The sequence below is a fragment of the Prosthecobacter vanneervenii genome (genome assembly GCF_014203095.1).
GTDB lineage: Bacteria > Verrucomicrobiota > Verrucomicrobiia > Verrucomicrobiales > Verrucomicrobiaceae > Prosthecobacter > Prosthecobacter vanneervenii.
Genome location: NZ_JACHIG010000011.1, coordinates 77,306 through 97,809 on the forward strand (window position 1 = coordinate 77,306; position 20,504 = coordinate 97,809).

Annotated in this window: 18 protein-coding genes; 9 read left to right on the forward strand and 9 right to left on the reverse strand. The window is 59.7% G+C overall.

Annotated features, from left to right (window positions below):
* Positions 1 to 55: 55 nt before the first annotated feature.
* Positions 56 to 763, reverse strand: coding sequence for a YwaF family protein (locus tag HNQ65_RS21365; protein WP_184342840.1), 708 nt, complete (start codon positions 761 to 763; stop codon positions 56 to 58).
* A 93-nt stretch (positions 764 to 856) separates the two neighbouring features.
* Between HNQ65_RS21365 and HNQ65_RS21370 the strand changes: the two genes are divergently transcribed.
* Positions 857 to 2,611, forward strand: a complete 1,755-nt coding sequence (locus HNQ65_RS21370) for a DUF3592 domain-containing protein (protein WP_184342841.1) — start codon at positions 857 to 859, stop codon at positions 2,609 to 2,611.
* A gap of 27 nt (positions 2,612 to 2,638) precedes the next feature.
* Here HNQ65_RS21370 and HNQ65_RS21375 read toward each other — a convergent pair whose 3' ends face one another.
* From HNQ65_RS21375 to HNQ65_RS21385, 4 genes are all read right to left on the reverse strand, one after another.
* Entirely contained in the window at positions 2,639 to 3,955 is a 1,317-nt protein-coding gene (locus HNQ65_RS21375; RefSeq protein WP_184342842.1) for an ABC transporter permease, read from the reverse strand.
* 91 nt (positions 3,956 to 4,046) lie between these two features.
* The gene (locus HNQ65_RS21380) at positions 4,047 to 5,345 is read right to left on the reverse strand and encodes an FtsX-like permease family protein (protein WP_184342843.1); all 1,299 of its coding nucleotides are present in this window, start codon (positions 5,343 to 5,345) and stop codon (positions 4,047 to 4,049) included.
* A 28-nt stretch (positions 5,346 to 5,373) separates the two neighbouring features.
* A complete protein-coding gene (locus HNQ65_RS27135; protein WP_456239219.1) occupies positions 5,374 to 5,493 on the reverse strand; it encodes an MFS transporter small subunit in 120 nt (39 codons plus the stop codon).
* A 6-nt stretch (positions 5,494 to 5,499) separates the two neighbouring features.
* Entirely contained in the window at positions 5,500 to 6,843 is a 1,344-nt protein-coding gene (locus HNQ65_RS21385) for an L-lactate MFS transporter (protein ID WP_184342845.1), read from the reverse strand.
* Between the two features lie 159 nt (positions 6,844 to 7,002).
* On the opposite strand from HNQ65_RS21385, the gene HNQ65_RS21390 reads away from it, so the two are divergent.
* Positions 7,003 to 7,182 (forward strand): hypothetical protein, encoded by a 180-nt coding sequence (locus HNQ65_RS21390; RefSeq protein WP_184342847.1) that lies wholly within the window; start codon positions 7,003 to 7,005, stop codon positions 7,180 to 7,182.
* A gap of 68 nt (positions 7,183 to 7,250) precedes the next feature.
* Here the strand turns inward: HNQ65_RS21390 and HNQ65_RS21395 are convergent, their stop codons facing one another.
* From HNQ65_RS21395 to HNQ65_RS21410, 4 genes are all read right to left on the reverse strand, one after another.
* Complete coding sequence (locus HNQ65_RS21395; protein ID WP_184342849.1) at positions 7,251 to 8,336, reverse strand: type IV pilus twitching motility protein PilT; 1,086 nt, start codon at positions 8,334 to 8,336, stop codon at positions 7,251 to 7,253.
* A gap of 18 nt (positions 8,337 to 8,354) precedes the next feature.
* A complete protein-coding gene (locus tag HNQ65_RS21400) occupies positions 8,355 to 9,407 on the reverse strand; it encodes a type IV pilus twitching motility protein PilT (protein ID WP_184342851.1) in 1,053 nt (350 codons plus the stop codon).
* A 76-nt stretch (positions 9,408 to 9,483) separates the two neighbouring features.
* Positions 9,484 to 10,689, reverse strand: coding sequence for an AGE family epimerase/isomerase (locus HNQ65_RS21405; protein WP_184342853.1), 1,206 nt, complete (start codon positions 10,687 to 10,689; stop codon positions 9,484 to 9,486).
* Complete coding sequence (locus tag HNQ65_RS21410) at positions 10,686 to 12,479, reverse strand: sulfurtransferase (protein ID WP_184342855.1); 1,794 nt, start codon at positions 12,477 to 12,479, stop codon at positions 10,686 to 10,688. The genes HNQ65_RS21405 and HNQ65_RS21410 overlap by 4 nt, the downstream gene beginning before the upstream one ends.
* Positions 12,480 to 12,607: 128 nt before the next feature.
* On the opposite strand from HNQ65_RS21410, the gene HNQ65_RS21415 reads away from it, so the two are divergent.
* The 7 genes from HNQ65_RS21415 to HNQ65_RS21445 all read left to right on the forward strand — a co-directional run bounded on the left by HNQ65_RS21415 (position 12,608) and on the right by HNQ65_RS21445 (position 20,446).
* The gene (locus HNQ65_RS21415) at positions 12,608 to 13,783 is read left to right on the forward strand and encodes an outer membrane protein assembly factor BamB family protein (protein ID WP_184342857.1); all 1,176 of its coding nucleotides are present in this window, start codon (positions 12,608 to 12,610) and stop codon (positions 13,781 to 13,783) included.
* 90 nt (positions 13,784 to 13,873) lie between these two features.
* Positions 13,874 to 14,536, forward strand: a complete 663-nt coding sequence (locus HNQ65_RS21420) for a hypothetical protein (protein ID WP_184342859.1) — start codon at positions 13,874 to 13,876, stop codon at positions 14,534 to 14,536.
* A complete protein-coding gene (locus tag HNQ65_RS21425; RefSeq protein ID WP_184342861.1) occupies positions 14,533 to 15,813 on the forward strand; it encodes an MFS transporter in 1,281 nt (426 codons plus the stop codon). Before HNQ65_RS21420 ends, HNQ65_RS21425 begins: the two co-directional genes overlap by 4 nt.
* Positions 15,806 to 17,062 carry a glycosyltransferase gene (locus HNQ65_RS21430; RefSeq protein WP_184342863.1) on the forward strand — a complete coding sequence of 419 codons (1,257 nt, stop codon included), beginning with the start codon at positions 15,806 to 15,808 and terminating at the stop codon, positions 17,060 to 17,062. The genes HNQ65_RS21425 and HNQ65_RS21430 overlap by 8 nt, the downstream gene beginning before the upstream one ends.
* Positions 17,063 to 17,172: 110 nt before the next feature.
* On the forward strand, positions 17,173 to 18,447 hold the full coding sequence (locus HNQ65_RS21435) for a glycosyltransferase (protein ID WP_184342865.1): 1,275 nt from the start codon (positions 17,173 to 17,175) through the stop codon (positions 18,445 to 18,447).
* 11 nt (positions 18,448 to 18,458) lie between these two features.
* Complete coding sequence (locus HNQ65_RS21440) at positions 18,459 to 19,751, forward strand: glycosyltransferase (protein ID WP_184342867.1); 1,293 nt, start codon at positions 18,459 to 18,461, stop codon at positions 19,749 to 19,751.
* Complete coding sequence (locus HNQ65_RS21445; RefSeq protein WP_184342869.1) at positions 19,748 to 20,446, forward strand: alpha/beta hydrolase; 699 nt, start codon at positions 19,748 to 19,750, stop codon at positions 20,444 to 20,446. Before HNQ65_RS21440 ends, HNQ65_RS21445 begins: the two co-directional genes overlap by 4 nt.
* The last annotated feature ends 58 nt before the right edge of the window (positions 20,447 to 20,504 follow it).

The window sequence follows — 20,504 nt, forward strand, 5'->3', positions numbered from 1 at the left end:
AATGGAGGGGCCGCGATTATGGGGGCAAATTTGGAAATGCAAAGCGACATCTCGGTCAGGCGGACCGGGGGAGGGGCTGAGGGGCCGGGAGGGTGCGGTTCCGGCGGACGAAGGGGAGGTAGAGGACGGAGTAAAAGACCAGCCCTACCAGCATGGTGCTCAGATTGTACCACGGCCAGGGGCCGAGTTTGTCAAAAAGGCTGGCGTGGACCGGCTTGGCGCACTGGAAGGCGTAGTTGGTGCCTAGGACGAGATTGACCACGGCGACCAAGGCGTACCAAGCCAGTGAGAAGAGCATGACGCGGGGCACGGCCCAGGGACGAGGGCGGATTTTCATGGCGCTGACGACGTAAAATGCCGCGATTGGCACCCCGCTGTGAATGACGAAAAACATGAAAAAACGCGGGTCTGGGAACTCATAGATCAGCGCCGGCGTGAGCAGACCCTGGAGGGTGCCTGCGATGCCGAAGAAGTAAACGATCTCACAGTAGAAGGGACGGCGGGTCCAGAGGGCCATGCCGCCTGCGAGGGTTGCGATGTCGCAGTACTGAAGCGGGAGGCCTGTCTGGGCATTGAGAGAGCCGTAGAGGGCATTGATGACGAGACTGACCGGGTAGAGGCCCAGCAGCGCGCCGCCCAACAGGCGCTGTGAGAGGTGCGCCCAGCGAGTGCGTGCCAGCAGAAGCATGACGACAAAGAGCACCAGAGTGATGACCAGCACCGCCTTGTGAGAAGGGCCGTAGGGTTGAAAGGCTGTCGGCATGGGCGGCACCATACGCAGATGTTGCGGAAGTCAGTCGGTTTGTGGCAAGCTTGGAGAATGCTGAAAGCAAGAAGACACACGACCTCTCGAAACTTGAACCAGCTCGGCGGCGGTTGCGCCGTGCTCTTTGGGCTGCCGTTTATCCTGATCGGCCTGGCCGTGGGGCTTTACCTCTATCTACCAGTGATGAACTCCTGGTGGTCGGCGCGCGGATGGGAAGAGGTGCCGTGCCGGATCGAGTCTGCAGAGCTCAAGACATCGCGGGGCAGTGAAGGGGACGCGACATACCAGGTGGAGGCCAGCTATCACTATGAATTCGACCGGCGCAGCTATCATGGCGACAAGGTGAGTTTTTCCGGTGGTTCAGATAACATAGGGGATTTTCAGCAGCAGGTGTTCAAAAGACTCCGGGAATGCAAAGATCAAAATCTTCCGTTTCGCTGCTTTGTGAATCCTTCCAGGCCGGAACAGGCTGTGCTGTTTCGAGATCTGCGCTGGGGACTGGCGCTGATGATGTCCATTTTTCCCACCGTATTCCCATTGGCGGGATTTTTAGTGTCGGTGGGCGGATGGCTGCAGGCGCGAAAAGCTCGTATCAACTACCGGCTGTCCGTGCAGAATCCTGACAAGCCCTGGCTGTGGAAGCAGGAGTGGGCAGGAGGCGTGGTGCGTGGTTCCTATGACGGTCTGCCATTCACCCTAGGGGGTGGCTGCTGGATTATGGTGGTGCAACTGCCACTGGCGCTGGCCGTGGTGCTGGGAGGCGAGCTGGCAAAATCCACCCTAGCCTTGCTGGCGCTGCTGCCATCTGCGTTGGCCCTGATTCTACTGAGGTTCGCATGGCTTCGGATCAAAGTGCGAATGGTTTTTGGGCGCCCGTCTTTGCGACTCGGCAGCCTTCCGGTGAGGCCTGGCGCTGTGATGGCAGGCGAGCTGCTTTTTGAACGCAGTCTTTCTCCCGTGAGCGCGATCTCCGTGCGTGTGATGTGCCAGCGGCACATCACACGCGTAAGTGGCGACTCAAACAACACGGCCAAAGAAACGATCTGGGAGTGCACCAAGATGCTGTCTGCTGCGGAAGCAAGGCGGGAAGTGGGCGGCGGTTTTGCGCTGCCACTGCGCATTGATATTCCGAAGGGATTACCGTGTTCTGAACAGGGCGAAACCAGCATCGTCATGACCGAGGGGGAGCGGCATGTGTGGACGATGGAGGTCGGGAGCTCGAATGGAAGCAAGCTTGCCATGCTGCTGCTGCCGGTGTTTGCATCTCACAATGAGGTGCAGTCGGATGAGGCGGTGGCGGAAGCTCCCGTGGAAACGGTGACGCTGAGCCTGGAAGATCTGATGTCGAGACTCAAGGCGCGTGGAATCCAGTCTGGTTTTGATCAAGCCGGCCTGCCTCTCTTTATCGACTGTTCACAGGCGCGGAACAGGTCGACGGGGCTGTTTTTGCTTTTTTTTGGGAGTGTCTGGATGACGGCATTTTTGGTCATGAATGCCAATGGTGCGCCTCTCATTTTCCGGCTATTCTGGGGAATCACCTCACCGCTCATCCTGGGGGGAGCCTTGTGGTCATTGCTCCACAGGAGGCGTATTGAGTTCGATGCAGGCAGGCTGAACATCCTGAACAGCTTCGGGCCTTTTTATTCATGGAGGGAAAACTTTGAACCTCGACATATCACTGGTTTTGTTTACGACACCCATTTGCAGTCGGGCAGCCGGTTTTACTATCGCGTGAGGGCTGAGACCATTTTTGGTCAAAAAAAGACATTGGCAGACGGCATCACGGAATCCCTCACGGCCGAGACCCTCGTCCGGCATTTGGAGCAGTGGAGAAAACGTGGGTGATATGCGGAGGCTGGTGATGCTGCCGGCCTAGCCTCCATCCCGAAGGGCCACGGCTGGGTCGACGCGAGCTGCAAACCAGGAGGGGACCAGAGCGGCCATGAGGCAGAGGGCCACAGCGGTGGAGCAGATGGTCAGCAGGTCGGTGATGTCTGTGTGGGCGGGAATGCTGGAGAGGAAATAGATGTCTTGCGGGAAGATGTCGCGGCCGGTGAGGTTGGCGATCTGGTCGCGCAGCCAGTTGCGGATGCCGAGGAAGAAGAAGCCGCCGGCCAGGCCCGCCACGACGCCTACGAGGGCGACAATGCCTGCCTGGGAAACGAAGATGGCGATGATCTGCCAGGCACGGGTGCCGAGGGCGGTGAGAATGCCGATCTCCCGGCGTTTTTTCACAGTGACGGTGATGGTGGTGTTCATCACGCAGATGGCTGCGACGAGCATGATGAAGAGAAGGAGAAACCACATCATGGTGCGCTGGTTTTCGACAGATTCGAGCATCATGCCGTGCTCCTGCACCCAGGTGCGGTAGCCCCAGCCGTAGGGAACAGCGCCAGACTGGTAAACTTTGTCCATGATGCGTTCTGCGTTGTCGGGATCTTTGAGCTCCAGTTCGATGCCGCTGACCCTGCTTTCGAGATTGAAAAACTCCTGGGCGACGTGGAGCGGTACATAGCCGCGCTGCCCGGCGGTATCGGCGCGCAGGGTGGCGACGAGAGTGAGGTCTTTGGAAAGCACGGTGACGTTGTCGAGAGCCTCAGCGCGTTTCTTCTCCTCGGCGTCCTCAGGGATTTCGCGAACCTTGGTGATGAACTGGTTCACGCTGTCTGCCGCATGAACGACGAGGGTGTCTCCTACCTTGGCCCCGAGCTCGCGGGCAAATTTGTCACTGAGGATGAGGGAGTCGCCCTTGAGGTCGAAACGACCTTCCTTGATGTGCTTGGAGAGCTTGTTGAGAAGAGCGTTGTCTTTTTCGTCTGTGAGGCCGATGACGCTTACTCCTTGGAGGCTGCCAGCGTTTTCCACGACAACGACACCTTCTCCGACTGGTACGGCGGATTCGACTTCGGGAAGCTGGGCCAGGGCTTTACGCAGCTCTCTCCAGTCCACAGATTTGGGGCCGTCGGGCGCTCCTTCACGATTGCTGACCGGCTGCACCATGACGTGCGGCTCAAAGCCAATGAGCATCTGACGAAACTCGCGCTGCCAGCCGCTGAAAACGGACATGACAAACACCAGCACGCCGACACCGAGCATGACGCCAAGCATGGAAATTACGGTAATGACCGAGATGAACGAACGCGTGGGCCGCAGGTAACGCAGGGCGAGAAAGAGGGGGGCGTTGGTCATGGGGACGGAGAAAATGACGAATGAGTAAATCCGAATGACTAACAGCAGCTCAATGAGGGGAGATCACCGTAAGTTCCAGGTTTGTTCATGTTTAATCGCGGAGCGCGACAGCGGGGTCGACACGAGCGGCGAGCCAGGCGGGGGGCAGGGCGGCGAGGAGGCAGAGGGTGATGGAACCGAGACAGGTGACGGCAATGAACCAGGGCTCGATCTGAGCGGGAATGGTGGCAAGGAACATGCCAGAGTCCGCATTCGTGCTGCCACCGCTGAGTACTGCAATGCCCATGCGGATGTCGTCACGGAATCGGAGCACGAGGCCGCTCAAGACCAGCCCGAGCAGGGTGCCAAGGGTGCCGACAAAGGCGGCCTGGGAGACGAAAATTCCAATGATCTGGCCCTGGCGTGAACCCAATGCGGTGAGAACGCCGATTTCCCGCCGCTTCTGCGTGGTGACGGTGATGGTGGTGTTCATGACGGAAAAGGCAGCAACAACAGCGATGATGAGCAGCACGATCCACATCATGACACGCTCGTTGCTCATGGCGGCGAGGCGTGCATCGCCAGCGTCGGTCCACAAAGAAGCGCTCCATCCGGCAGGGATCAAACCGGCGGCGGTGAAGCGTGTGATCACGTCCTTCACTTCATCAGGCCGCTTGAGTTCGATAAGAACACCGCTGACCTGGTCTCCGAAGCCAAAAATCTGCTGTGCCGTTTCGAGTGTGACATAGCCATAAGCGCCAGCGGATTCTGTCCGGGTGGTGCCTTGCACTGAGATCTCCTTGGGATGCAGTTTGATCTGCTCATACGCGGCGTGGCGTTTGGTCTCGTCCTGCTCATCCGAGGCGATGCGGAAACGTTTGACTGCGCTGGTCACATTGCTGGAGGCATAGACACTGATGCGGTCGCCTGGGTGGGCATTGAGCTGTCCTGCCACGTAGTCTGCACAGACGAGGCCACCGGGGGTGAGGTCCAGAGAGCCTTCCAGCTTGTGCCTGGAGATTTTGGCCATGTAAAACTTGGCGCCGTCTTGAGGCAGGCCGAGCACGTCCATACCGGACTGCATGCCGTCGTGCTCGGCATACATGACGCTGCTGATGTAGCTGCTGGCGGCGAGCACTTCCGGCTGAGCGCGCACTTTGGCGAGGATCTCGGCGGTGGATCTGGCGTCGGCAGGTTTTTTATCCTGCGGGTGCAGGAGGATGTGCGGCTCGGAGCCGATGAGCACTTTGCGGAACTCGCCCTCAAAGCCTTTCATGACGGAGCTGACCACGATCATCATGAGGACACCGACAGCGACGCCGAGAATGGAGATGATGGTGATGACAGAGACAAACGAACGCCTGGCGCGCAGGTAGCGGCGGGCGAGGAAGAGGGTGGCGTTCGAGAGCATGCGAGGCGGCAACAAAGCGATGCCGGGGCTATTTCGCAACTGCCGTAATGCCAAAGAGTGGGAGCGATTTCTGCACAGACTGGTAAACGCCCCAGCCGAGCGGCACGGCGATCCACGTCCAGGCGATGAAGAGGGTGAGGGCTTTCATGGCAGATCAGGTTTTGGGGCTTTCGGGCAGGTGGTATTTGGGATTGACCGGACGGACGAGGAGATTGGAGATGAGGCCGATGGCGAGGAGTCCGACCATGAGGTGGAAAATGGAATTGTAGGCCTGCTCTGGCGGCATGGTTTTCTTGTTGGCCACGGAGAGGCGGTCCATGAGCTGCGGGCCGATGATGGCGGCCATGGACCAGGCGGTGATGAGGCGGCCGTGGATGGCCCCGACCTGATAGCTGCCGAAGAGATCGCGCAGATAGGCGGGGATGGTGGCAAAGCCACCGCCATACATCGTGAGGATGAGACCGGTGGCGATGACGAAGAGAGTCACACTGCCTCGGCCCTGGATGGCGGGTACGCTGGCATAGAGGGCGGCACCGAGAATGAAGTAGATGCAGTAGATGGCTTTGCGCCCGGTGAGGTCGGACATGGAGGACCAGAAGAACCTGCCACCCAGATTGCAGAGGGAGAGAAGGCCGACGTACCCCGCCGCAGCTGCTGGGGTGACTTTGAACATGTCTTGAATCATGGGGGAGGCCTGGCCGAGGATGCCGATACCGGCGCTCACGTTCATGCAGAGCACGACCCAGAGCAGCCAGAACTGAGGTGTCTTCCAGGCGGTATCCACGGAGACGCTGGCGGTGGTGACGAGCTTGGAAACATGCTGCTGAGGGACCCAGCCAGCAGGCTGCCAGCCGTCCGGTGGCACCCGCACGATCAGTGCGCCAAAGGACATGGATATGGCATACAGACCGGCCATCACCATGAGGGCCTCACCGGCACCGACGGAGGTGGGGCTGGCGAAGCGCTTCATCAGCTCCTCGGCCAGCGGGCCACCGATGAGCGCGCCGCCGCCAAAGCCCATGATGGCCATGCCCGTGGCCATGCCGGGGCGGTCTGGGAACCATTTCATCAACGTGGAAACTGGAGCGATGTAGCCGAGGCCCAGGCCTATGCCACCGATCAAGCCGTAGCCTGCATACAGCAGCCAGAGCTGGTGCCAGCGCACTGCCAGGGAGGTGAGCACCAGCCCGCTGCAAAAGCAGAGCATGCTGGCGAGCATGGTTTTACGCGGGCCGCTGCGCTCCACCCATTTGCCAAAAAACGCGGCGGAAAGACCGAGCAGGGCGAGTGCGATGGAATAGGCCACGCCGACATCGGCCTCGCTCCAGTCGCCCGTGACAGGGGCAGAAATGCCGAGAGCTCGGGCGAGCGGCTTTTTAAAAACGCTGAAGCCGTACACCTGCCCTATGCACATGTGAACAGCGATGGCGGCCGGAGGGACAAGCCAGCGATTGAAGCCGGGACTGGCGACAGTGGCTGCACGGGAGAGGAAGCTCATGGCTGGAGGTCGGTGGGAGGGCGTGAACCATTTTTTAGCCGTTTTGTCTCTGTGCAGACAAGCAAAGATTAATGGACGACAAGAAAGGAGCAGTCTCGGACGTTTCGACTCCTGCCCGGTGATTCCCATCGGGCTCAACATACTAACCAAGAAAACACGATGAAAACACTGTTCACCATCTGCGCTCTCTCCTTTGCCTCAGCCGCCATGGCTGCTGACAAATGCCCAATCAGCGGCAAGCCTGCTGATTCCAGCATCACCAGCACAGGAAAGGACGGCAAGACCGTCGCCTTCTGCTGCGAGAAGTGCAAAGCCAAGTTCGACGCCAAGAACAAGTAACCAGCCTGCACAGGCCTCCCCTGTGTATGCAGAAGCGGAACCAGGAGACTGGTTCCGCTTTTTTTGTTTCAGCGCCTGCGGCCTTCGACCTTGTTCTCGTAGGCTGTGAGCACGAAATCCCTGTCTCGGGCGCGCAGGAGGGCATCTTCAAGAGAGATGAAGCCGTAGGTGGCCAGATGACTGACGCTGTCGTCAATGGTGTGCATGCCTTCATTGGCGCCGATCTGGATCAGGCTGGGGAGCTGCTGCAGCCTGCGGGAGCGGATGCAGGAGGCGATGCCCTGATTGTTGACCATGATTTCCGAGGCCATCACCCGTCCATCCTGATCAAGGCGAGGCATCAAACTCTGACAGATCACGCCCTGGAGGCAGTTGGCCAGCTGAGAGGCGACGAAGTCCTGCTGATCCTCGGGGAAGGCATCCATCATGCGCAAGATGGTGGAGGGAGCGTCCTGCGTGTGGAGGGTGCTGATGACGAGGTGGCCGGTTTCGGCAGCGGTGAGGGCGGTGCGGATGGTCTCAAGGTCGCGCAGCTCGCTGATGATGATGACATTGGCATCCTGACGCAGAGCGCTGCGCAGAGCCTGGGCGAAGCCGTGGGTGTCCGTGCCCACCTGACGCTGACGCACGATGCTGCGGGAATGCTTGAAGACGTACTCTATCGGATCCTCGATGCTGATGATGCTGGCCTGTCGCTCGCGAGCGATGTGCTGCGTCATCGAGCTGAGGGTGGTGGTCTTGCCCGAGTTGCTGGTGCCGGTGACGAGGATCAAGCCGTTGCGCAATGTGCAGAGGCTTTCGACTGTCGGGCCATGGCCAAGGTCCCGGAGCTCTGGAATCTGGTCGGGGATGAAGCGATAGGATGCCTCGATCTGACCAAAGACGTAGCAGGCATTGCCACGGAAGCGTCCGAGGCTTTCCACCTGAATGGCAAAATCCAGCTCCCAATCCTGCTCCAGGGCGGCGCGCTGGGTTTCCTTCAAAGCGCCAAAGACGAGATCCCGAACATCATTGACGCCGAGAACCACGCTGGAGAGCGGCTGGAGCTTGCCGTAGATACGGCCCATGGGCGGGGCACCAACGCTGAGATGTAGGTCAGAGCCACCCCGGGTGGTGACCATGGAAAGATATTCGATGAGATCGTGGTCGTGCATATCAGGGGGCGGGGTAAATCATGAGATGCCGCGGACGGCACGGCGGAATTCGGCTTCGTTGCCCACGGCAGCAGCCGCTTCGGCTTCTGAGATGATGCCTGCCTGATAAGCGGCCACGGCTGAGTGCATGAAGGTGCGGGTGTTTGGGTCGCTGCCGCGGTTCATGTAGTCATTGACGTTTGCGAGAGTGCGCTTGGAAATCCAGTCACGAATGGCGCCGCCGTTTTCCATGTATTCCGGAAGCAGGATGAGCTTGCCTTGGACATTGGGAACAAGCTTCTGGCACAAGACTCCAATCATCTGGTGGGCGAGCATGTGCAGGCCCATGCTGAGCTGCTCCGCCGGGAAGAGGTTCACGAAACGCTCCATGGTTTCGGACACGTTGGCGGAATGCAGGGAGGCGAGGACGAGGTGACCGGTTTCGCAGGCCTGGAGTGCGGTGAGAGCCGTTTCGAGGTCGCGGATTTCTCCGACAAAGATGACGTCTGGTGCCTGGCGCATGGCGCTGCGCAGCCCACGAGCAAAGCTGGGGGTGTCTCGCCCGACCTCGCGCTGGGTGAAGAGGCAGCGGTTGTTGGTGAAAACGTACTCCACGGGGTCCTCAATGGTGACGACATGGCGGGCGATGTTTTCATTCATCCACTGCAGCAGCGCGGCCAGTGTGGTGGATTTTCCCTGTCCGGTGGCACCGGTGACCAGGATGAGGCCGTTTTGCTTCTGCGCCCAGCGCTGCAGCAGCCAGTCGGGCGCACCTAGGGAATGAAGAGGAGGAATGTCTGTGCGGATGCGGCGCAGAACGGCGGCCATGCGGCCAAGGACTTTGTGGAGATTGACACGAAAGCGGACGTGGCTTCGTGAGATGAGGCCGGAGTCGCGGTCTGTGTCTGTGAGGGTGTCTCCACCACAGGCCTGCCAAAGGCCGGCCATCTGGGGCAGCAGAATGGGGTCATCTCCAAAGATCATGAGCTGCTCGGCGATCTTCATGCGAGGCACCTCCCCCTCCTGCAAAAAAATGTCGCTGGCCTGATGGTCTTCAGCGGCCTGGAGGATGTCGTCGATCGTGATAGCCATGATTGTTGAGTAAAAGCTAGCGGGCGCAGCCCGTGTGCTCAAGCCTGCTCTGGAGCTTTTGTTACCGGAAAACCGCCTAGCTCTCCGTGGACTGCAGAAGCTGGTCGCAGTACCAAAGCATGCGTGGCAGGTGGAAGGGGCCCTTCCACATGTTTCCCTTCAACCGCACGGAGGGTGAGCCATCGCGGTGGAGGTAGCCAAACCACTCTCCGTGTTCAGGATCCGGGAAGTGGGCAAAGCTCCAGTCGTGCACCTGCTGGTGCCACTGTGCGTATTTCTGATCTCCGGTGATTTGCCAGGCGAGGTGAGTGGCGATGACGGCCTCATTGTGAGGCCACCAGAACTTCATGTCGTGCCAGTATTCCTGGACTGGTTTGTCAAAGACATCGCGGAAGTAGAAGATGCCACCATGCTCGGGATCCCAGCCGCGTCGCCACATGCAATCGAGTATCTGAAGGCCCAGCCGGATATAGCTTTTCTCGCCACGCCAGCGGCCCTCGTGCAGGATGAACCAGGCGCATTCGAGAGCATGGCCGGGATTCAGCGTGCGGCCATCGAAGTGGTCCATGATGGCGCCGTCTGGTGCCACGACCTCCATGAGCGCGCCGAGGTCTGGTTTGAAGAAGAACTGCTGAATCTCCAAAATGAAACGGTCTGCCCACTCGGAGCAGCTATGGCCAGAGATTTTGATGTCGCCAAGATTGACCCTGAGCTCCTGCGCTGTGGCGATACCGATCATCAGCGCGCCGATGCCCATGGTGGGGCGTGTGTTGGGCTCGATTTTGGGCAGCATCATGCCCTTCTCGAAGGAGTACTTCAAGTAGGTGGCAAAGTCCCGCTTTGCGCGCTCGGCGTAGCTTTCATCTCCGGTGGCCTTGGCGTAGGCGGCATGAGCGATGGCGGCAAAGGCCTCACTGAAAACATAGCGCCGCATGCGCAGCGGCCTGCCCTCACGGGTGACGGTGAAGAAGAGTTTGCCGTCGGTGGAGTAGCCATGCTTTTCGAGAAATGCGAGGCAGGAGCCGGCGGCATCGATCCAGTCGCGGCGTTTCTCCACGGTATTGTAGAGCGTGGATAGCATCCATGCAGCGCGCCCTTGGAACCAGATGCTCTTGTCTGTGTCCAGGATGGAGCCGTCGCGATCCAGAGAGGTGATGATGCCGTCATGTTCGCGGTCCATGCCGTGCTGCATCCAGAATGGCATGACATCCTGCAGCAGGGTACGGTGGTAGAACTCCTTCAGCGTCTGGCGGTGGGCGGGATCGGCTAGAGTGCGGGTCATGCCGCCCACTCTGGCGGCTCTGCGGAAAAGGTCACGCGTTCCTTGGTCAAAGGATGGGTGAAAGAGATGCGCTGAGCATGCAGGCAGAGCGGCGGATCGCCGACGGCGAGGGTCTGGGTCTCGCCGATTTCACCATTGGGGAGATAGGCGGCGTCTCCCACAATCGGGAAACCGAGATGCCAGAGGTGGATGCGGATCTGATTGGTGCGGCCGGTCAGCGGTCGGGCCTCCAGCAGGGCGGTGCCATCGGCATCTCGGCGCAGCACGCGGAACTCGGTGCGGGCTGGCTGGCCATCGGGATCCACGCTGCGGCCGCCCAACTTGCCGGCCTCGCTGCTGATGGGGGCTTCACAGGCGAACTCATCTTGGGACGGGTGCCCTTTGACGCGGGCCAGATAAACTTTCTCGACCTCACCTTGTTCAAACTGGGGCTGAACCATGCTGGCGAAATGGCGTGTCTTGCACAGCGCGGTGACGCCGGTGGTGTTGGCGTCGAGGCGATGCACGCTGCGCGGCTTGAGGGGATGCCAGACGGTGTTGAGGATGTATTGCAGCGTGTTGCGATTAAACCTGCCGCCCACATGTACAGGGAGGGGGGCTGGCTTGTTGAGGACGATGATAGCCTCGTCTTCAAAAAGCACGCGGATGTCTGCATTCACATCCGGTTCGCGCTGAGCTGGCTTGAGGTGGAGGTAGCGTTCTCCGGCGCGCACGATCTGATCTGCAGGGACGATGGTGCGGTCATCCGTGACGATGCGGCCAGCTTCGCAGACGGCGAGCCATTCCTCGCGTGGGATGTGGGGCATCACATGGCAGAGGCAGTTCAGGATGGTGAGATGGTCGCAGGCCTCGGGTACATTGAGTGGGCGCGTCTGATCATAGGGCACGCTGCCTGGAAGCGGGGTCACCGCTTTGCGCAGGGCCGCGTGGCGCTGCTCCAGATTTTCCTGCTGCTGCTGCTCGGTGGTCTTGAAGCAGTAGGGGCAGGACACATGCTCCACGTAGCGGGGATCTGCCTGCTCTTCTGCGGAGAGCGGGGTCTGGCAGGCGAAGCACTGGGAGGAGGCAGTCTCATGCAGGCCGGGATCGACACCGACACGCTGGTCAAAGACAAAGCACTCGCCCTCATAGTGGGCGCTGCCGCATTCCTCGAAGTACTTCAGAATGCCACCCTCAAGCTGCCAGACATGCTCAAAGCCCTCGCGCTCCATGAATGGGGCGGCTTTTTCGCAGCGGATGCCACCGGTGCAGAAGGAGACGACCTCCGCTTTTTTCATGTCCGGTGGGAGCTGGCGCACGGCTTCAGGAAAATCACGGAAAGTGTCAATGCCGGCCACCACGGCGCCTTTGAAGGTGCCGAGCTTTACCTCGTAGTCATTGCGTGTGTCATAAAGGATGATCGGGCGGCCTTCATCCAGCCACTGTTTGAGGACCTTAGGTTCCAGGCGCGGGGAGGTGTACTTGGCGGGCTCGATGCCCTCGACGCCAAAGGCGATGATCTCCTTTTTGATACGGACGAGCATGCGGCGGAAAGGCTGATCCGTGCTTTCGCTGTACTTTGGCTTCAGGGGCTCCAGTCCGGGGATGGCGCGCAGTTCATCCACGAGAGTGTCCACGTTCTCACGCACGCCGGCCACGAACATATTGATGCCCTCGGTGCTCAGCAGGATGGTGCCTTTGAGGCCCAGGCACTTGCAACGCTCCAGCAGCCGGGCACGCATTTCCTTTAATCCGGAAAGCTCGGCAAACTGGTAGCAGGAGATGTTGGTGATCGTGGCGGTGGCTGACATGGGCGGTGGAAGAAGCACATGTTGAGGCAGACGGCGAGCGCAAAGAGTGCCTGCACAGGATACGCGCAATGCGGCGCAATCGAGATCAGGGCTTGCCAGCAGCGGTGTTTCCGCTCCATTTCACGAGCATGAAACGCACGCTCTTCCTCCTTGCCGCCGCCACCACTTTGCAGGCAGCCGACTGGCCCATCTGGCGCGGTCCCAACCATGACGGCATCTCCAATGAGAAACTGGCCGGAACAGCAGTCAAAAAAGTGTGGGGTGCACAGATCGGCACCGGCTTTGCCTCATTTGCCGTAGCGGCTGGAAAGGTGTACACTACCGGACACGCGGATGGGAAGGACACGGTCTTCTGCTTTGATGCTGCGAGCGGCAAGGAAGTGTGGAAGCACGCCTATGCCGCCGATCTGGGAGACAAGTACTACGAAGGCGGGACCTCGGCCACACCGACGATCGCCGATGGCAAGGCCTACCATCTGAGCCGCTGGGGAGACCTCATTTGCTTTGATGCCGCGACAGGGAAGATCGACTGGCAGAAGAACATTCAGAAGGAAACGGGCGCGGACATTCCTGACTGGGGGTTTGCAGGTTCGCCGCTGGTGCTGGGCAATCTGCTCATCGTGAATGTGGGCAAGGCGGGCACCGCCGTGGAGAAGGCCACGGGCAAAATGGTGTGGACGAGTGACAAGGCCAGCTCTGGGTACTGCACGCCCTATCCGATCACGGCGAACGGCAAGGCGCAGGTGGTGCTGAGCTCCGGACGAGCCTACAAGGGAGTGGATCCCACGAACGGCAGTGTGCTGTGGGAGCACACGTGGTCGACCAGCTATGGGGTGAATGCGGCGGACCCGATACTCAGCGGCACGCAGCTCTTCATTTCCTCCGGCTACAACAAAGGCTGTGCGCTGCTGGACCTGGCCTCCGCTGAGCCGAAGGAGGTCTGGCGCAATCGGGTGATGAAAAACCAGTTTAACTCCAGCGTGCTGATCGAGGGCCATCTGTATGGCAGCGACGGGGATGAAGGGAAGTCTGCGAGCTTGAAGTGCATCGACTTTGCCACGGGCGCGGAAAAGTGGACTGCGCCGGACGTGGGCTTCTGCTCGCTGATGGCAGCCGATGGCAAGCTGATCATCATGACGGCCAAGGGGGAACTCATCATCGCCAAGGCCAGTGAGGCCAAATTTGAGCCCATCTCCCGCACACCCGTTCTGACGGGGCGCTGCTGGAGCACGCCGGTGCTGGCCAATGGCCACATCTACGTGCGCAATGCCGCCGGAGACATGGTCTGTCTGGCGGTGCAGTAGCCAGGCTGCGGTGGGTTATGCATTTTCTCAATGCTAGCTCACAAATGGTCGATTGGTCAGACAGGACGGGAGACTGGAAGCTCAAGCTACATGAAAACGAGTTCATCACCCGCGATTCCCCTCTGGCTCAAGCTCGGCTACACCGCGTTTATGGCGGTACTGATCCCTGTTTATTGGCACCATTACGGACCCACCAATTTTCTTTATTTTTGTGATGTGGCACTGCTGCTCACGCTGGTAGGCATCTGGCGGGAGAGCCCGCTGCTCATCTCCCTGCCTGCGGTGGGGATCCTGCTGCCGCAGGCGCTCTGGTGCGTGGACTACGTGGTGCAGCTCTGTGGATTCCAGATGAGCGGCATGACGGCCTACATGTTTGATGAAAAGAGGCCGCTTTTTCTGCGCGGCCTGTCGCTCTTCCATGGCTGGCTGCCGTTTCTGCTGGTGTTTCTCGTTGCCCGGCTGGGGTATGACCGGCGTGCTTTGAAGGGGTGGACGACCTCGGCGGCGGGGCTGTGCGTGGTGGCGTATGCGTTTCTGCCCCCAGCAGGGGCCGTGCTTACAGACCCAAACCTGCCGCGCAACGTGAACTACGTCTTTGGCCTGAACGACGCACAACCGCAGGCGTGGATGCATCCCGATCTTTATCTCGTGGCATGGGTCGCGCTGCTGAGCATCGTGGTTTATGTGCCCACGCATCTCGTGCTGAAGAAACTCTGCCCTACGCCTGAACAAGCTGCCGCCAAACGCGCATGAACGATATCGCATCTCCACCCCCCACCACCTCATGGCAGCGCGGCTTCTGGAGCCTGATGGGCACGCAATTTCAGGGGGCGTTTTCTGACAATGTACTCAAGTGGCTGGTGGTTTATCTGGTTATCGCGCGGAAGCTGCCGAAGGAACAGTTGGACGCACTGGTGTCTGACTCGGGCATGTATTTTGCCATTCCGTTTCTGCTGCTTTCCATGCTGGGCGGCTGGATGGCGGACCGATTCAGCAAGAGGAGCGTGATGATGGGGGTGAAGGTGATGGAGATCGGCATCATGCTCTTTGCCACGTATGCGCTGGCCTCCGGCAGAATGGGGCTGCAACTGGCGAGCATCTGCCTCATGGGGGTGCACAGTGCGTTCTTTGCGGCATCAAAGTATGGGGTGCTTCCAGAGCTGGTGCCTGCGTCTCGGCTTTCATGGGCCAATGGAGTGATCGAGATGCTGACCTTTCTGGCGGCCATCTTTGGCACGCTGGCGGCAGCATGGCTGGCAGAGAGCTTTGCAGACAAGCCGGAATGGGCAGGGGCCATCCTGCTGGGGCTGGCGATGACAGGCTGGCTGATGAGCCTGGGGATCACCAAAGTCCCGGCTGCATCGCCAGACAAACCACTGCGGCTCAATTTCTTGGGGGATCTGTGGCGGGAGTTTCGCTGGATGCGCACAGATCGTGATCTGTGGCGGGCGAATCTGGGCAACACGGGCTTCTTTTTCATCGCCATCCTGATTCAGATGAATCTGGTGCTGTACGCTGAGCAGGTGCTGCACATCAAACCGATGGAAAACAGCGCGTTGCAGGTGGCGCTGGCGATTGGCATGGCGTCAGGGAGCATGCTGGCGGGGAAGCTAAGCGGAGATCACGTGGAATATGGGCTGATCCCACTTGGGGCGTTTTTGATGGCGGTCATGGGTTTCGTGCTGGGATGTGCGGATATTTCCAGGACGGTGTTTACCATCTGCCTCACGCTGCTGGGCATTGGAGGAGGCATGTTCATCGTGCCGCTGGCGGCTGTGCTGCAGCATCGGCCACCGGCGGATCGCAAGGGGGCGGTGCAGGGCGCGGCCTCGTGGCTTTCCTGGGTGGGTATCTCTGCCGCCGCGATGCTGCAGAAGGAGCTGAACACCCGCCTGGGCTGGACACCTGGAGACATCTTCTGGCTGTGCGGAGCCGCAGCGGTGGTGGGCGGTGTGTATGTAACGATGTCGCGCCCGCAGGCACTGCCTGCCTTGCTCAAACGCTGGACCACAGGCAAGCAACATGGCTGAAATCCTACTGCTTCCCTTTGGCAGCGCCGGCGATGTCTTTCCCTTCATCTGGCTGGGGAGGCAGCTCAAGGCGCGCGGGCATCGGGTGCGGATGATCACCGCGTGTTTGTTTGAAGAGCATGCGCTCAGGGCCGGGCTGGAGTTTATCTCCCTCGGCAAGAGGGATGAGTTTGAGGTGATGATGCGAGATCCGCGCATCTGGAAATCAGGCATCGGCACAAAAGTCGTTTTCGATTTTGCCGCCAAGTCCGTGGAGCCTTATCTGGCTGCGATCGAAAGCTGCGGTCCGGTGGATCTGATGCTGGCACCTGTCACAGCCTTTGCCGCACGACTGGCGCGTGAAAAGCACGGCATCCCTCTCCTTACGGTGCATTTGCAGCCGGCGGTATTTGTGAGTGCGCATGAGACGCCGCTGCTGCATCCGGCCATGCGTTTGTTTAACAAGCTGCCCGTCTGGCTGAAGCGGCTGTTTTTGGCTCTGCCCAATCCGGTGGATCTCTTTGCCCTGCCAACAGTGCGCCGGATTTGTCAGGCAAACGGCGTCAAGCCGCCGCGCAGCCTGTGGCGCGAGTGGTGGGATTCTCCGGACGGGGTGCTGGCTCTGTTTCCAGAGTGGTTTGCGCAGCCGCAGCCCGACTGGCCGGTTAAGCTGATGCAGTGGACTTTCCCGCTCGAGGATCTTGCGAAAGAGCAGGCTCTGACGCCGGAGCTGCAGGCGTTCCTAGATCAAGGAGAGCGCCCCGTCGTTTTCACTCCTGGAAGCGCGAACGTGCAGGCCTCACGTTTCTTTGTCGTGGCGGCGGAGGCGGTGCGTCGAATCGGCTGCCGGGCGGTGTTTGTGACCCGTGATCCAGGCCAGGTGCCGAAGGATCTGCCGGCAGGCGTCATCACGGTGGAATACGCCCCCTTCAGCACCTTGCTGCGGCATGCGGCGGTGTTTGTGCATCATGGCGGAGTCGGCACGATGTCCCAGGGATTTGCCGCAGGTGTGCCACAGCTGATCATGGCCATGGCGCACGACCAGCCTGACAACGCTGACCGGCTGGAAAGATTGGGTGCGGGCAAGGGGCTGAGTGTGCGGCAGTTTAGAGCTGGCAGGGTGGAAACGGAGCTGAAGAGGCTGCTGAATGACGAGCGCATCCAGCTGGCTGCGAAGGAATGCGCCACAAAGCTCAGACACACGGCCGGTGCTGATGATCTGATGAGCATGATCGAGGCGTGCATGCAGCCCATTCAACCGGCTGCCTGAGGTTCGGGGACGACTGGAGCCTCATTTATTCGAGCAGCCATTTTCTCAAGGCTTGACGGAGAACCGAGTCTCAAGTCAGGCTGGGCTGGCAAGGCTATTATTTCACGTGCATGGCTAAAATTTATCTCCTTCCCATAGGAACCACGGGCGACTTGCTGCCGATGATCTGGATCGGACGCCAGATGAAGGCACGTGGACATGAGGTGGTCTTGTTTTGGCTGGAGGAATACCGTGACATGGTGCGCGAGGCCGGGCTGGATTTCGGAGGGTATGGGGAGGACGACTGCGAAGAACCGATCCGAAATGCCGGTTACTGGAAGATGCATGAAGGTCTCAGGCTATCCTATGATTTTGCGGGCCGTTGTGCCGTCATGTGCATCAACGCAGTGACGAAGTGGATGCAGAGTCATGGCAGGCCGGATCTGCTGATGGCGCCCATCATGAGCTTCGCCGCACCCATTTTAAGATCGCGGCTGGGAGCACCATTGATCACCACGCACATGAGCACGCTGCAGCTGCTGAGCGCGCACAAAGTGCCGCTGGGTGTGCCGTGTGGAAAGCTGCTGCGAATCCTGCCGCTGCCTGTGAGACGTGCCCTGCTTCATCGGGTGGCACCCTATGATCACCTGGCGAAGCCGCACCTGAGGCAATGCTGCACAGAGCCGGGAGAGAAGCCGCCACGCTGGCTGCGGGACTGGTTTTATTCGCCGGATGGCTCCCTGGTTTTTTTTCCTGCGTGGTATGTGCCTCCGCAGCCTGACTGGCCGGTGAACACCTATCAGTGGGATTTTCCCATGGAAGATCTCGTGCACTCGAAAAAACTGGAGCCAGGACTGGCTGCTTTTCTTGATGCGGGGGAAGCGCCGGTTGTTTTTCGTTTCGGAAGTGATGCCACGCGATCGAGGCCATTTTACAGTGTGGCTGCCGAGCTGGTGGAACGCATTAGCAGCCGGGCTGTTTTTGTGATCCGTCAGGGAGATCAGGTGCCAGACAATCTTCCGGATACCATTCATACCACGACTTATGTGCCATTCAGCCTGCTGCTGCCGCATGTGAGCGTGTGTGTGCATTACGGGGGCATGGGCACCCTCTCCCAGTGTTTTGCCGCCGGGCTGCCACAGATCATCGTGCCCATGGTTTTTGACCAGTTTGACAATGCTCACTTTGTCGAAAGCCTGGGCGCAGGGCTGCAGCTGAATTTGAACCGATGGTCCGTGGCGAATGCGCTGCCCCTGCTGATGCGCTGCCTGGAGGACGAGGGCATCCGACGCAGTGCAAAAGAGTGCGCGGAGCGGCTGCGCCAGCGCAAACCGGTTTCTGAGCTGGCGGAGTGGCTCGAAACAAAAATGAAGCCCGCAAGCCCAGCCTCAGCGGCCATCGTCTGATTTTTTTGCCTATGGATGCATTGTCTGAAAACCGTGACCCCGGCCACATTTTGCTGCTGCCTTTCGGCACTTCCGGCAGTGTGTTTCCGTTTATCTGGCTTGGCCGCCTGCTGCTGAGGCGAGGCCATCGGGTAACGATGATCACGGCAGGCATTCATGAGAAAGCGGCTGCCAGCGCAGGGCTGAACTTCATTCCACTGGGCAGTGACGTGGTGGAAAGGATGCTGAATGAGGCGGATCTCTGGCGCGAGGTGCATGGCTCCAAAGTGGCCTATCAGCACGCGGGTGAAGCCACGCGATATTACGTGGAGGCAATCGAGGTGCTCATCGCCAGGGAAGGCGTGCCGGATCTGATGCTTGCCCCGATGATTTGTTTTGGAGCCAGGCTCATGCGTGAGAAACGGGGAATCCCGCTGATAAGCGTGCACCTCTATCCCATGATGTTTGTCAGTGCGCATGCGCCGCCGTTGGTGGCACGGGTCTTTCGCTGGCTGCGCAGACTGCCGCTGTGGCTGCGCAAGATTGTGCTGGCCATGCCCAACCCGCTCGACTTCATGGCCCTGCGCGGCGTTTGGGCATGCTGCGACGAGCATGCTGTCACGCGGCCTATGAGCTTGTGGCGGCAGTGGTGGCATTCGCCGGATGGGGTGCTGGCTTTGTTTCCAGCATGGTTTGCAGCGCCGCAGCCTGACTGGCCCGGCAATCTGCTGCAGTGGGATTTTCCAATGGAGGATATGGTGGATGAAAAGCCGTTGGAGCAGGAGCTGATGAACTTTCTGCAGGAGGGGCCCCAACCGGTGATGTTCACGGCGGGTTCCGGGCAGTTTCACGCCGAGAAATTTTTTGCCACAGCTCTGGAGCTGACGCAGCAGCTGGGGTGTCGAGCCGTTTTCATCAGTGCCAAAGCCGGGCAGGTGCCCAAGGAACTGCCGCCTTCCGTTTATGTGACCGCTTATGCCCCCTTCAGCACGCTGCTGCCGCATGCCCGTGCCTTTGTGCATCATGGCGGAATCGGAACCATGTCTCAAAGCCTGGCAGCAGGCATACCGCAGCTGGTGGTGGACATGGCGCTGGATCAGCATGACAACGCCGAGCGGCTGGAACAGCTGGGCGTGGGGCTGAGCATTCCTGCCAGTCGTTTTTCGACAGAAAGAGCGCGGCCGCTGCTGCAGCGCTGCATTTCGGACCCGACGATGCGTGCCAGGGCTGTAGAGCATGCCGCACGCATGAAAACCAAACGTGACCCGGCTGTGATGCTGCAGTGGCTGGAGGAAAAATGCCGGAACCAACACCCACAAGCATGACACAGGAGCGGCTTCCGATTTATCTCATTCCGGGACTGGGGGCTGACAGGCGCAACTATCCTGACGTCTGGACAGAGCTGCCGGGCTGCACGCGGCTGGAATGGGAGGAATATCACGGGCCATCCTCCGTGCCTGAAGTGGCCAGATTCATGGCAGAAAAGTGGCAGCTGCCACCGGGCGCTGTGCTGGTGGGCTCTTCCTTCGGGGGAATCGTGGCCTGTGAGATCGCGAAGTTTCTGCCCGTGCATGCGGTGGTTCTCGTGGCCAGTTCCACATCGGGTCGAGATTTCGTGACGACCGGCAGGATGAAACTGCTGACACGTGTGCTGCCATTACGGCTGGTGCAGACTCTGCTGCGGCGCGCACAGCCTTGGCTGGAGTTTGTCTGGGGGCGTGGAGGCACTCCTCTGACGAGGGCTGTGCTGGACTCCATGCAGATGTTTTGCGCGTGCCAGGCAGCTTTTTACCGGGGCATGTTTGATGCCATTTCAAGTTGGGAGGGTGCTGATACGCCAAATGCCCGTGTGATCCGAATCCATGGCAAGCTGGACAAACTGGTGAACGTGCCTGCCCATGCGGATGCGTATTTAAACGGAGGTCATATGATCGGGATGACGCATGCCCATGAGTGTGTGGACTTTATCAAGTGCTGGCTGCAAGATCAGCGCCAGGTGCAACTGTGGCATGCGATCTGATGCACAACATCTGTCTTTCGACTTTGACGGCAGGTGAAAATGAATGAAGTCAGGTGGC